General features: G+C 51.2%; 12 protein-coding genes. 11 read left to right on the forward strand and 1 reads right to left on the reverse strand.

What is annotated here, in order from left to right; translation table 11 throughout:
- Positions 1 to 130: 130 nt before the first annotated feature.
- The gene (map, locus tag BL249_RS00590) at positions 131 to 925 is read right to left on the reverse strand and encodes a type I methionyl aminopeptidase (RefSeq protein WP_099706483.1); all 795 of its coding nucleotides are present in this window, start codon (positions 923 to 925) and stop codon (positions 131 to 133) included.
- A gap of 335 nt (positions 926 to 1,260) precedes the next feature.
- Between map and rpsB the strand changes: the two genes are divergently transcribed.
- From rpsB to lpxD, 11 genes are all read left to right on the forward strand, one after another.
- Complete coding sequence (gene rpsB, locus BL249_RS00595) at positions 1,261 to 1,986, forward strand: 30S ribosomal protein S2 (protein WP_099706484.1); 726 nt, start codon at positions 1,261 to 1,263, stop codon at positions 1,984 to 1,986.
- Positions 1,987 to 2,173: 187 nt separating this feature from the next.
- A complete protein-coding gene (tsf, locus tag BL249_RS00600) occupies positions 2,174 to 3,025 on the forward strand; it encodes a translation elongation factor Ts (protein ID WP_099706541.1) in 852 nt (283 codons plus the stop codon).
- A 178-nt stretch (positions 3,026 to 3,203) separates the two neighbouring features.
- Complete coding sequence (pyrH, locus tag BL249_RS00605; protein ID WP_099706485.1) at positions 3,204 to 3,929, forward strand: UMP kinase; 726 nt, start codon at positions 3,204 to 3,206, stop codon at positions 3,927 to 3,929.
- Between the two features lie 139 nt (positions 3,930 to 4,068).
- A complete protein-coding gene (gene frr / locus BL249_RS00610) occupies positions 4,069 to 4,626 on the forward strand; it encodes a ribosome recycling factor (RefSeq protein ID WP_099706486.1) in 558 nt (185 codons plus the stop codon).
- Between the two features lie 153 nt (positions 4,627 to 4,779).
- Positions 4,780 to 5,976, forward strand: coding sequence for a 1-deoxy-D-xylulose-5-phosphate reductoisomerase (gene ispC, locus BL249_RS00615; protein WP_099706542.1), 1,197 nt, complete (start codon positions 4,780 to 4,782; stop codon positions 5,974 to 5,976).
- Positions 5,977 to 6,158: 182 nt separating this feature from the next.
- Positions 6,159 to 6,911, forward strand: a complete 753-nt coding sequence (gene ispU / locus BL249_RS00620; protein ID WP_099706487.1) for a (2E,6E)-farnesyl-diphosphate-specific ditrans,polycis-undecaprenyl-diphosphate synthase — start codon at positions 6,159 to 6,161, stop codon at positions 6,909 to 6,911.
- 18 nt (positions 6,912 to 6,929) lie between these two features.
- Positions 6,930 to 7,787 (forward strand): phosphatidate cytidylyltransferase, encoded by an 858-nt coding sequence (cdsA, locus tag BL249_RS00625; protein ID WP_099706488.1) that lies wholly within the window; start codon positions 6,930 to 6,932, stop codon positions 7,785 to 7,787.
- A 7-nt stretch (positions 7,788 to 7,794) separates the two neighbouring features.
- Positions 7,795 to 9,144, forward strand: a complete 1,350-nt coding sequence (rseP, locus tag BL249_RS00630) for a sigma E protease regulator RseP (RefSeq protein WP_099706489.1) — start codon at positions 7,795 to 7,797, stop codon at positions 9,142 to 9,144.
- A 126-nt stretch (positions 9,145 to 9,270) separates the two neighbouring features.
- The gene (gene bamA / locus BL249_RS00635) at positions 9,271 to 11,676 is read left to right on the forward strand and encodes an outer membrane protein assembly factor BamA (protein ID WP_099706490.1); all 2,406 of its coding nucleotides are present in this window, start codon (positions 9,271 to 9,273) and stop codon (positions 11,674 to 11,676) included.
- 125 nt (positions 11,677 to 11,801) lie between these two features.
- Positions 11,802 to 12,299 carry a molecular chaperone Skp gene (gene skp, locus BL249_RS00640; protein WP_099706491.1) on the forward strand — a complete coding sequence of 166 codons (498 nt, stop codon included), beginning with the start codon at positions 11,802 to 11,804 and terminating at the stop codon, positions 12,297 to 12,299.
- A gap of 3 nt (positions 12,300 to 12,302) precedes the next feature.
- The gene (gene lpxD / locus BL249_RS00645) at positions 12,303 to 13,325 is read left to right on the forward strand and encodes a UDP-3-O-(3-hydroxymyristoyl)glucosamine N-acyltransferase (protein WP_099706492.1); all 1,023 of its coding nucleotides are present in this window, start codon (positions 12,303 to 12,305) and stop codon (positions 13,323 to 13,325) included.
- The last annotated feature ends 146 nt before the right edge of the window (positions 13,326 to 13,471 follow it).

Raw genomic sequence — 13,471 nt, forward strand, 5'->3', positions numbered from 1 at the left:
AAAGCCGGTTCAGCGTGTTGCGATTGGCCGGTGTATTTGTCGCCGGCCGCTGGCAAATAGCGCGTTGTGGCACATTAATGCGTGTTTACCTGTTGCTACCTTCAGGCCGCTGGTGCAGGCCAGTTAAGCTTTATGCGCTGGCAGTGAGAATACGCGCAATAGTGTCATCCTTGCGCAGCGTCATAATTTCGCAACCTGTTTCCGTTACCACAATGGTGTGCTCATACTGTGCTGACAGGCTACGGTCTTTGGTTTTTACCGTCCAGCCATCTTTCATGCTGCGGATACGGTAGTCACCGGCGTTAACCATTGGCTCTATGGTAAACGCCATGCCGGCCTGCAGTACTACGCCGCCATCATCGGCATCGTAATGTAACACCTGGGGTTCTTCATGGAAGCCTTTGCCAATGCCGTGACCGCAATATTCCCGGACCACGGAGAAGTCCTGTGCTTCAACATACTGCTGAATCGCCCGACCGAGTTCCCGTAAACGGATGCCCGGACGGACCATACGCAGGGCCAGATAGAGACTTTCCTGTGTAATACGGCACAAGCGTTCGCCCTGAATGGTAGGCTTACCGACGAGAAACATTTTGGAGGTATCGCCGTGGAATTCATCTTTAATCACGGTAACGTCAATGTTGACAATATCACCGTCTTTGAGCAGCTTGTCATCGCTGGGAATACCGTGACATACCACATCATTGACCGAGATACAGACTGATTTCGGAAAACCATGATAGCCAAGACAGGCGGAAATGGCGTGTTGCTTGTCGGTGATATGCTGATGACAAAGGCGGTCAAGTTCGCCGGTAGACACACCTGGCTTGACAAAAGGTTCAATCATTTCAAGGACTTCTGCCGCCAGTTGACCGGCGACACGCATTTTTTCAATATCTGCAGGAGTTTTAAGGGTAATAGCCATTAATGTTGTCCGCTGATGTCGACATTTTCGACAATAATCATCATGGGGTAATGTTAACAGGCGGCTCAGGCGCTGCCAATTGTCGTTTTGGCTCTCCGTGCGCAGAAACTGCGCCAGTAAAAGTTGGCGTCAATGCTGTCTTTATGGTATAAAGCGCGCCGACGAATCTCTGTTCGGTTCAGGCCGGCTGAGAAACGCATAAATCTCATTATGTGTCTAAAACACACATGTATCGACACATACACCGGGGTGCCTTGCGGCCTGAAAGGGCAAAAAGGTCGGTTGTATGGGATACATGGAGGCTCAACCCCAGACAAATTTATTTAGAGGTAATCATGGCAACTGTTTCCATGCGCGACATGCTCAAGGCTGGCGTACACTTCGGTCACCAGACCCGTTACTGGAACCCGAAAATGAAGCCTTTCATCTTCGGCGCCCGTAATAAAGTACATATCATCAACCTTGAAAAAACCGTGCCAATGTTTAACGAGGCGCTGGCGGAACTGCACAAAATCGCCGGCCGTAAAGGTCGTATTCTGTTCGTTGGTACTAAACGTGCTGCCAGTGAAGCGGTAAAAGATGCTGCGCAGAGCTGCGATCAGTTTTTCGTTAACCACCGCTGGTTGGGTGGCATGCTGACTAACTGGAAAACCGTTCGTCAGTCAATTAAGCGTCTGAAAGATCTTGAGACTCAGTCTCAGGATGGCACTTTCGACAAGCTGACCAAAAAAGAAGCGCTGATGCGCGGTCGCGAACTGGCCAAGCTGGAAAACAGCCTGGGTGGTATCAAAGACATGGGCGGTTTACCAGACGCGCTGTTTGTTATTGATGCCGATCACGAGCACATTGCTATCAAAGAAGCCAACAACCTGGGTATTCCGGTGTTTGCTATTGTTGATACTAACTCCGATCCGGACGGCGTTGATTATGTTATCCCAGGTAACGATGATGCTATCCGTGCTGTAAGCCTGTATCTGACTGCCGTGGCGACGACCGTCCGTGAAGGTCGTTCTCAGGATCTGGCTGAGCAGGCTGAAGAGAGCTTCGCGGCGGCTGAGTAATTAAGGCTTGCTCTGACTCAGAGCCCTTAAACGATCGAGAAGGGGCCTGCATTGGCCCCTTTATTTTTATCTCTGCTTTGCCTGAATACACACAACCGGCAGGGCAGAATGTTTGCCGATACCCGGTTTCTGTCAGGGCTTGCGCATGGCGCTGCTGGCAGAAGCTACGCTAACCGAGGATGAAAGAATGGCTGAAATTACCGCTGCTCTGGTAAAAGAACTGCGCGAGCGCACTGGCGCTGGCATGATGGATTGTAAAAAAGCGCTTGGTGAAGCCAATGGTGATATTGAGCTGGCCATTGATAACATGCGTAAATCTGGCCAGGCGAAAGCGGCTAAAAAATCTGGCAATGTGGCTGCTGATGGCGTGATCAAAACGAAAATTGATGGCAACTACGGCGTTATTCTGGAAGTGAACTGCCAGACTGACTTTGTGGCCAAAGATGCCGGTTTCCAGGCCTTTGCGGATGAAGTGTTATCTGCCGCTGTTGCTGAGCGCATCACCGATGTTGACGCGCTGAAAGCAAAATTTGAAGAAAAGCGCGTTGCGCTGGTGGCAAAAATTGGTGAAAACATCAATATCCGCCGGGTGTCTGCGCTGGAAGGTGCTCAGCTTGGTAGCTATCTGCACGGCGTGCGTATTGGCGTACTGGTGTCCGCGAAGGGTGGCGATGATGAGTTAATCAAACAGATCGCAATGCATATTGCAGCCAGCAAACCGGAATACGTTAAACCAGAAGATGTTTCTGCCGAAGTGGTTGAGCGTGAACACCAAATCCAGCTGGAAATTGCCATGCAGTCTGGTAAGCCACGTGAAATTGCCGAAAAAATGGTTGAAGGCCGCATGAAGAAATTCACGGGTGAAGTTTCTCTGACTGGCCAGAATTTTGTCATCGACCCGGCTAAAACCGTCGGCCAGGTGCTGAAAGAGAAAGGCGCTGAGGTGGTAAACTTTATCCGCTTTGAAGTGGGTGAAGGCATCGAAAAAGTCGAAAGTGATTTTGCTGCTGAAGTCGCAGCGATGTCTAAGCAGTCATAAGCGACTGCAGTAAAAGGACCGCCATCAGGCGGTTCTTTTTTGTCTGAAAATCGTGTTTACAGGGCGTTACGCCACGCATTTTCAGTCTCATCCCAATAGTAATTTGAGTTGGCTAACGGGATGATGGTTCTGTTTTAACGTTTCTCAATTCAACGCTAGCTTTCAGGAAAAATTGACCATGGCGACCAATGCAAAACCCGTTTATCAACGTATTCTGCTGAAACTCAGTGGTGAAGCGCTACAAGGTGCAGAAGGTTTCGGTATCGATGCCAGCGTTCTCGACCGTATGGCACAGGAAGTTAAAGAACTGGTGGAGTTAGGTATACAGGTTGGGGTCGTTATTGGTGGTGGTAATTTGTTCCGGGGAGCCGGTCTGGCAGAAGCAGGTATGAACCGCGTGGTCGGCGATCATATGGGAATGCTGGCGACGGTGATGAATGGTCTGGCAATGCGTGATGCGTTACATCGGGCTTACGTTAACGTGCGTCTGATGTCGGCGATCCCGCTTAACGGCGTATGTGACAGTTACAGCTGGGCTGAGGCGATTAGCCTGCTGCGCAACAACCGGGTGGTTATATTTTGTGCCGGTACCGGCAATCCGTTTTTCACCACCGATTCCGCTGCCTGCCTGCGCGGCATTGAAATTGAAGCAGATGTTGTGCTGAAAGCGACCAAGGTTGACGGCGTGTATTCTGCCGACCCGGTGAAAAATCCGGATGCAACGCTGTATGAGAAATTAAGCTACAGCGAAGTGTTAGAACGTGAACTGAAAGTAATGGATCTGGCCGCTTTCACCCTTGCCCGTGACCATCAGCTGCCTATCCGGGTGTTCAATATGAACAAGCCCGGTGCATTGCGTCGTGTGGTTATGGGTGAAAAAGAAGGCACGCTGATTACGCATTAATATCAGTCGCGGCATAAAATAGGGTATATTCTGCCTGCGTCTGCTAAAACGGACTCTGCTTCAGAGTTCTGACGATAAGACATCAACGGGTTCTGGCGGTTCAGAACCTGCCTGGTAACCAGAATTTAAGGGTTCCAACGTGATTAACGACATTAAAAAAGATGCTGATACGCGCATGGATAAATGCGTAGAGGCATTTAAAAACAATATCAGTAAGATTCGCACAGGTCGTGCCTCTCCTGCCATTCTCGATGGTATTACGGTTGAGTACTACGGTGCGCCCACGCCGTTGAAACAGCTGGCCAGCATTACTGTTGAAGACTCACGCACGCTGAAGGTAAATGTGTTCGACCGTAGCGTTAGTGCCGCGGTAGAAAAAGCGATCATGACATCCGATCTGGGGCTGAATCCAAGCTCTGCTGGGAGTGATATCCGGGTTCCGCTACCGCCGCTGACTGAAGAACGGCGTAAAGACCTGATTAAAATTGTGCGTGGTGAAGCGGAACAAGGCCGGGTATCGGTGCGTAACGTGCGCCGTGATGCCAACGATAAGCTAAAAGCCCTGCTGAAAGAGAAAGAGATCGGCGAAGATGAAGAGCGTCGTGCTCAGGATGAAGTGCAGAAACTGACCGATGCCAGTATTAAAAAAATTGATGCTGCGCTGAGCGAAAAAGAAACGGAGCTGATGGACTTCTGAGTCCGTTGTGTTGCTGTCAAACGCCGTACCGAGAGTCCCCAGATACGGGCGGCTGTCGTGCGGCGTTTTACGTTGGGTACCGGCGCTTTCTGCCTGGCCGGCAAGGCAGAGACGCTGGAGGGTAAAATCATGGAAGAGACTATGGGTGGCAAAATGAAACAATTGACAATTCTGGGATCAACCGGTTCTGTAGGCACCAGCACGCTGGCGGTGATTAAAGCAAATCCTGAGCATTTTCAGGTAAAAGCGCTAGTGGCAGGCAGTAACGTCGCCATGATGGTTGAGCAGTGTCAGATGTTTCATCCCGCCCAGATTTGTATGGCAACTGACGCGGCAGCAACAGCCGTGCGTCAGCAGTTACGCGAACGAGATATAGACACCGAGGTGCTGAGTGGCACAAGCGCTGCCTGCGAGCTGGCGGCACTAAGTGATGTTGACATGGTGGTGGCGGCGATTGTCGGCGCTGCCGGTTTGTTGCCGACGCTGGCGGCGATCCGTGCAGGGAAACAGGTACTGCTGGCTAACAAAGAATCGCTGGTGACCTGCGGCCGTTTATTCCTTGATGCGGTCAGGACTTCCGGCGCTCAGCTGCTTCCTCTGGACAGCGAACACAACGCGATTTTTCAGAGTTTGCCCGCTTCCCTTCAGCGTCAGTTAGGTTACGCTTCTCTGAAGGATAATGGCATTGATAGCATTATCCTCACGGGGTCTGGTGGTCCTTTTCGTGATGCGCCGATGGACATGTTAAAGCATGTCACACCTGAACAGGCTTGTGCCCATCCGAACTGGTCAATGGGGCGTAAGATCTCCGTTGATTCGGCCACTATGATGAATAAAGGTCTGGAATATATCGAAGCCCGCTGGCTGTTTAATGCATCTGCTGCACAGATGGAGGTGATTATTCATCCTCAATCGGTGATTCATTCGATGGTGCGTTACTGTGACGGCAGCGTTCTGGCGCAGCTGGGTACGCCAGATATGCGTACGCCAATTGCTCATGCGATGGCCTGGCCTGAACGTGCGTCTTCCGGCGTGACGCCGCTGGATTTTGCCAGCATCCAGGCACTGACGTTTGCTGCGCCTGACTATATACGCTACCCCTGTCTGAAACTGGCCATTGATGCCTGTAATACCGGCCAGGCGGCAACCACCGTACTGAATGCCACAAATGAGGTTGCGGTGGCCGCGTTTCTTGACGGACAGATACGCTTTACTGATATTGCCGCATTAAATGTATCGGTGCTGGAACGGTTACAGCTTGCCGAACCAGCAAGCGTCAATGAGGTGGTGGAAATTGACAGCCAGGCACGTCAGGCCGCGCGTTCTGCGCTGGCGCGTTTCAGTCTCTGAGTGACCCGGCAGCGCAACTGACGGTATTTGTTCACGCTGGTTGGAGATGATATAGTCTCTGGCTTATGTTATGGATGACCTTGAATTTGCGTGGTAAAACCGCCGCAGCCACGGTTATTTTGTGTCAGCAGGTGAGATATTTCAGAAACCACTCTTTCTGATTTAAGGAATGTTAACGCGTTATGTCGTCCACTCATGTAGTAAAATCCGATGACCCGACAGGGGCAACGCCCCGCCATGTGGCCATCATTATGGATGGCAACGGTCGCTGGGCTAAAAATCAGGGGAAGTTGCGAATGCTCGGCCATCGGGCTGGTGTAAAATCCGTTCGCCGTACCGTGAGTTATGCCCTCAACAGCAACATGGATGCGTTAACGCTCTATGCGTTCAGCAGTGAAAACTGGAATCGGCCGCCGCAGGAAGTGCTGGCACTGATGGAACTTTTCATCTGGGCGCTGGACAGTGAAATAAAGAATTTACATAAAAGCAATGTCCGTTTGCGGATTATTGGTGATATCAGCCGGTTTAATGCTCGTTTGCAGGAACGAATTCGTCGCGCCGAAGAACTGACTCAGCAAAATAATGGACTGACCCTAAACATCGCTGCCAATTATGGTGGACGTTGGGATATTATAAACAGCATCAGACATATCGCCGGCCAGGTGCAGGAAGGGCTGATTCGTCCCGATCAGATTACTGAAGAGACGCTGGAACAGCACCTTTGCATGCACGATTTACCGCCTGTCGATCTGGTGATTAGGACCGGGGGAGAACATCGCATCAGTAACTTTTTGTTATGGCAAATTGCCTACGCGGAATTTTACTTTACTGAGGTTCTCTGGCCTGATTTTGACGAACACGTTTTTGAAGGTGCACTGAATGCTTTTGCACAACGCGAACGACGTTATGGTGGCGCAGCACCAGGCGGTACCTGAATGCCCTGGGGGTAACCTTTGCTGAAGTCTCGCCTGATCACAGCGTTGATATTGATTCCCATTGTGATTGCTGCACTGTTCTGGTTACCTTTGGCTGGATTTGTAATTACCACTCTGGCCATTTGTATGCTGGCTGCCTGGGAATGGGGGCAACTGGCCGGTTTTAGCTCACGGACACAGCGTATCTGGCTCGCGCTGGCGTGTGGATTTCTGCTGGCGCTGATGCTGTTTACGCTGCCTGCTTATCAGCGGGCGTTGCATGTTCCCCAGGTTGAAGCTTCGCTGTGGGCTTCAATGTTGTGGTGGATACTGGCGCTGGCGCTGGTTATTTTTTACCCTGCTTCCGCCGGATGGTGGCGCGGGTCCCGCATTTTACGACTTCTTTTTGGTATTCTTACCATTGTGCCCTTTTTTTGGGGCATGATGACCCTGCGCCAGTTCGGTTATGATAGTAATCATTATACCGGTGCCTGGTGGCTACTCTACGTTATGTTTCTGGTCTGGGCGGCCGATTCCGGTGCTTATCTTTTTGGTCGCTTATTTGGAAAACATAAGCTGGCGCCAAAAGTGTCACCGGGAAAAACCTGGGAAGGGTTTATCGGCGGTCTGTTGACCTGCGCACTGATTTCCTGGTTATTTGGTCTCACCGCGCCGCTGGCGATAGCCCCGATGACATTGCTAATGTGTTCATTAGTCACCGCGCTGGCTTCAGTGCTGGGCGATTTAACGGAAAGCATGTTTAAACGCGAAGCGGGCATTAAGGATAGCGGCAACCTGATACCAGGTCATGGTGGTATTCTGGATCGAATTGATAGCCTGACAGCGGCGGTGCCGGTATTTGCCTGCCTGTTGTTGCTGGTTTTCAGAACCCTGTAAGGTTTCTATGCTAAGCATTCTTTGGAGTCTCGCCGCTTTTATTGTTGCCCTCGGCATCCTGATTACCGTGCATGAATTTGGTCACTTTTGGGTGGCGCGCCGGTGTGGTGTACGAGTTGAGCGTTTTTCGGTTGGTTTTGGAAAAGCCTTGTGGCGGCGCCGCGATAAGCAGGGTACCGAGTTCGTCATTGCAGTTATCCCTCTCGGCGGCTATGTCAAAATGCTTGATGAGCGGGTGGAGGCGGTGGCGCCGGAATTGCGTCATCTGGCGTTTAATCACAAAACCGTGACTCAGCGGGCGGCAATTGTTGCCGCTGGCCCGTTGGCCAATTTCATTTTTGCTCTCTTTGCCTACTGGCTGGTTTTTATTATCGGGGTGCCAGGAATTAAACCGGTTGTTGGCGAAATAATGAGCGATTCTCTGGCCGCAGAAGCGCAAATTTCACCGGGAATGGAACTTAAAGCGGTAGACGGTATCGAAACGCCAGACTGGGATGCTGTGCGCATGGCGCTGGTTGCTGATATTGGTAACCGCCAGGCAACCCTCAGTGTGGCAGCATTTGGCAGTGATGCTACGGTCGATAAAACGCTCGATTTGCGGCGCTGGCAGTTCGAACCGGATAAACAGGACCCCGTGTTGTCGCTGGGGATAGTCCCGAAGGGACCGCAGATTGAAACCGTACTGGCAGAAGTGCAGAACGGATCGGCTGCCAGTAAAGCGGGTTTGCAAGCTGGCGACAGGATCGTTAAAGTCGATGCTCAGCCTTTAGTGCAGTGGCAAACTTTTGTTGCCACGGTGCGCAATAACCCAGGCAAGCCGATTGCACTGCAGGTGGAGCGTCAGGGGGAGATTCGTGAGCTGACGCTGATCCCGGATGTGAAACCGGGTCGGACGGTTGAAGGATTTGCCGGCGTGGTTCCGCGAGTGATCCCGCTGCCGGATGAGTATAAAACGGTGCGTCAGTTTGGTCCTTTCGCTGCGGTAGGGGAGGCGGGCGCAAAAACCTGGCAGCTGATGAAGTTAACTGTCGGTATGCTGGGAAAACTGATTACGGGTGATGTGAAGCTGAACAACCTGAGTGGCCCTATCTCGATAGCACAGGGGGCGGGGATGTCAGCGGAATATGGCTTGATTTATTATCTGATGTTTTTAGCGTTAATTAGCATAAACCTCGGGATTATCAATCTGTTTCCATTACCTGTACTAGATGGTGGGCACCTGCTGTTCCTGCTGATGGAAAAAATCAAAGGCAGACCGGTGTCAGAGCGAGTTCAGGACTTCAGTTACCGCATCGGTTCAGTTTTGCTGGTGCTGTTAATGGGGCTTGCACTATTTAATGATTTCTCACGGTTGTAATGTCAGGGACGGGAGACCGCGGCGACTGACGATGTCGCTGGTTACGGTCTGTGTGGCAGGCGTAAATCTGTCGCCCCGGTTTGACCCGGCAACTGTGGAACCAGTTAGGAAGAATGCATAACAACGATGGCGATGAAAAAGTTGCTCATAGCGTCGCTGCTGTTTAGCAGCGCTACCGTATACGGTGCGGATAACTTCGTAGTGAAGGACATTCATTTCGAAGGCTTACAGCGAGTTGCCGTCGGTGCGGCATTGCTGAGTATGCCCGTACGCGTCGGTGATACGATCACTGATGATGATATCAGTAATATCATTCGATCCTTATTCGCCACCGGGAACTTTGAAGACGTTCAGGTATTACGTGATGGTAATACCCTGATTGTTCAGGTCAAAGAACGCCCCACCATTGCCAGCATTACTTTTTCCGGCAACAAAGCGGTCAAAGATGAGCAGCTTAAACAGAATCTCGAAGCATCGGGGGTTCGCGTTGGCGAAGCGCTGGATCGCACCACCCTCTCGGCGATTGAAAAAGGGCTGGAAGATTTTTACTACAGCGTAGGTAAATACAGCGCCAGCGTTAAAGCTGTGGTGACGCCGTTGCCCCGTAACCGGGTTGATCTCAAGCTGGTCTTTACCGAAGGTGTTTCGGCCAAAATTCAGCAGATCAATATCGTGGGCAATAAAGCCTTCAGCTCTGACGAGCTGATATCACGTTTTCAGCTGCGTGATGAGGTGCCATGGTGGAATCTGGTGGGCAACCGGAAATATGAAAAGCAGAAGCTGGCCGGCGATCTTGAAACGCTGCGTAGCTTCTACCTTGACCGTGGCTATGCCCGCTTCAATATCGATTCGACGAACGTCAGCCTGACTCCGGATAAAAAAGGTATCTACATTACCATTAATATCACTGAAGGCGACCAGTACAAAATTTCCGGTAGCGTGGTGAATGGCAGCATGGCCGGACACTCTGCCGAAATCGAAGCGCTGGCACATATTCAGCCTGGCGAACTGTATAGCGGCGCCAAAGTGACCAAAATGGAAGACGACATCAAGAAACTGCTGGGTCGCTATGGTTACGCATATCCGCGCGTGGCGACGCAGCCAGAAATTGATGATGCCAACAAGACGGTGAAACTGCATGTCAGCGTGGATGCCGGTAATCGCTTTTACGTTCGTAAAGTGCGCTTTGAAGGCAATAGCACCTCTGAAGATCAGGTTTTGCGGCGTGAAATGCGTCAGATGGAAGGGGCATGGCTGGGCAGTAACCTGGTTGAGCAGGGCAAAGAACGCCTGAATCGCCTTGGTTACTTCGATACTGTCGATGTCGATACCCAGCGCGTACCAGGCACCGCCGATCAGGTCGATGTTGTGTACAAAGTAAAAGAGCGTAATACCGGGACCTTTAACTTTGGTGTCGGGTACGGTACGGAAAGTGGCGTCAGCTTCCAGGTCGGTGTTTCCCAGGATAACTGGATGGGAACCGGTAACACCGTTAGCCTGAGTGGAACCAAAAACGACTATCAGACCTACGCTGAATTTGCCATGACCGATCCTTACTTTACGGTTGATGGCGTCAGTCTCGGTGGTCGTCTGTTCTATAACGATTTTAAAGCGGATGACGCCGATCTTTCTGACTACACCAATAAAAGTTATGGTTTAGACGGCACGTTAGGTTTCCCGATTAACGAAAATAACACGCTGCGTGTCGGCCTGGGCTATGTGCATAACGACCTGTCTAACATGCAGCCGCAAATTGCGATGTGGCGCTATCTTGACTCCGTAGGCCATCATCAGGATTTGAATGATAAGGGTACCTACTCCGCGGATGATTTCACGTTCAACTACGGTTGGACTTACAATAATCTGGACCGTGGTTTCTTCCCGACCGCAGGTAACCGCACTAACCTCAACGGTAAGATTACCGTGCCGGGCTCAGATAACAGCTTTTATAAGCTGACACTCGATTCGCAGCAGTATTTGCCTATCAATCAGGACCGCACCTGGGTGGTACTGGGTCGTGGTCGCCTGGGTTACGGTGGTGGACTGGGTAATAAAGAACTGCCGTTCTATGAAAACTTTTATGCCGGTGGTTCCAGCACGGTACGTGGTTTCCGTTCTAATACCATTGGTCCGAAAGCGGCTTACTATAACGTCAACTCCGACAAGTGTTCGGGCAGCAATGCTCTGTGTGAATCGGATGACGCCGTCGGTGGTAATGCTATGGCCGTGGCCAGTCTTGAGCTGATCACCCCGACGCCGTTCCTGAGCGAGAAATATGCTAACTCAGTGCGAACCTCATTGTTCGTCGATGCCGGTACCGTCTGGGATACCGAATGGCAGAACACGGATGCAACCCGTAACGCCGGTATTCCTGACTACAGCACGCCTGGGAATATTCGTATGTCTGCGGGGCTGGCTTTACAATGGATGTCGCCGCTTGGACCGCTGGTGTTCTCTTATGCCCAGCCGTTTAAGAAATATGAGGGCGACAAATCCGAGCAGTTCCAGTTTAACATTGGTAAAACCTGGTAATGCGGCTTAGCATAAAAGCATTATTGATGAGTATCGCCTGAGAAACTGACGGTCAGCACAGACTCGCCGGTTATTTCAGGCAAAACTGTGTCATTGACACAAACGTTGAGGGTAAGGAGTTTATAGTGAAAAAGTTGTTGTGTGCCGCAGGTCTGGGTATCGCTCTGGCGGCTTCCGCTGGTGCGCAGGCCGCTGATAAAATTGCAGTGGTAAACGTTTCCAGCATTTTCCAACAGTTACCGCAACGTGCGACGGTTGCGAAGCAGCTTGAAACTGAATTCAAAAGCCGTGCTACCGAATTACAAGGTATGGAGCGCGATCTGCAAACCAAAATGCAGAAACTGCAGCGTGATGGTTCAACCATGAAAGCGTCTGAACGTAGCCGCATGGAAAAACAGGTCATGGCAGAGCGCGAAACCTTCTCTTCTAAAGCGCAGGCTTTCGAACAGGATAACCGTCGTCGCCAGATGGAAGAACGTAACAAGCTTCTGAGCCGTATTCAGGATGCCGTGCAGAAAGTTGCCGATAGCGAAGGCTACGATGTGGTTGTCGATTCGAATGCGGTAGCTTACTCAGCTAAATCTAAAGATATTACGGCTGACGTTCTGAAACAGGTTAAATAATACATGTCTCTAATTCGACTGGCTGATTTAGCCCAGCAGTTGGATGCAGAATTGCACGGAGATGGCAGCGTTGCCATCTCCGGCATTGCTTCTATGCAATCCGCCCAATCCGGTCAAATCACGTTTCTTTCTAACAGTCGATACCGCGAACAGCTGGCTGAATGCCAGGCGTCTGCCGTGGTATTAACGCAGGACGACCTCCCCTGGTGTCGCAGCGCCGCGCTGGTGGTGAAAAATCCTTATCTTACTTTTGCCCGCATGGCGCAACTTCTTGATACCACGCCGAAACCTGCTGATGGTATAGCCGCCAGTGCGGTGATTGATGCCAGCGCCCGGCTGGGTAAAAACGTTGCGGTGGGGGCTAACGCCGTGATTGAGTCCGGCGCAGAACTGGGTGATAACGTCATTATTGGCCCGGGCTGTTTCGTGGGTAAAAAGGCCCGTATTGGTGCCGGGACCCGGCTCTGGGCCAACGTTACGATTTATCATGAAGTGCAGTTAGGCTGCGATTGTCTGGTCCAGTCCGGTACGGTCATTGGTGCCGATGGTTTTGGCTATGCTAACGATCGCGGTAACTGGATTAAAATACCGCAGCTTGGGAGCGTGGTGATTGGCGATCGGGTTGAAATTGGTGCCTGTACCACCATCGATCGCGGTGCGCTTGATAACACCCTTATTGGTAATGGTGTTATTATCGATAATCAGTGTCAGATTGCGCATAACGTCGTTATTGGCGACAATACCGCTGTAGCGGGTGGCGTCATCATGGCGGGCAGCCTGAAAATTGGTCGTTACTGCATGATCGGTGGGGCGAGTGTTATTAACGGCCACATGGAGATTTGCGATAAAGTAACGGTCACAGGAATGGGAATGGTCATGAGACCTATCACCGAACCTGGGGTATACTCCTCCGGTATTCCACTACAACCCAATAAAACCTGGCGTAAAACGGCAGCGCTGGTAATGAATATCGATGATATGAGCAAACGGCTGAAAGCCGTTGAACGTAAAGTCGGTAAAGACTGAACATTCATCCCGCACTGACCGGCTTCAGACCTTCTTACGGAAGCAAGGAAGCCAGGCATATGGAAAATGATTTGCGGCCTGCTGGCGATGAGCCGTTGCAGGCCGTGTTATTGATGCCATCAGATTTTTTAGGACAGGAAGAGTAT

The organism is Erwinia sp. OLFS4 (assembly GCF_002752165.1).
GTDB lineage: Bacteria > Pseudomonadota > Gammaproteobacteria > Enterobacterales > Enterobacteriaceae > Izhakiella.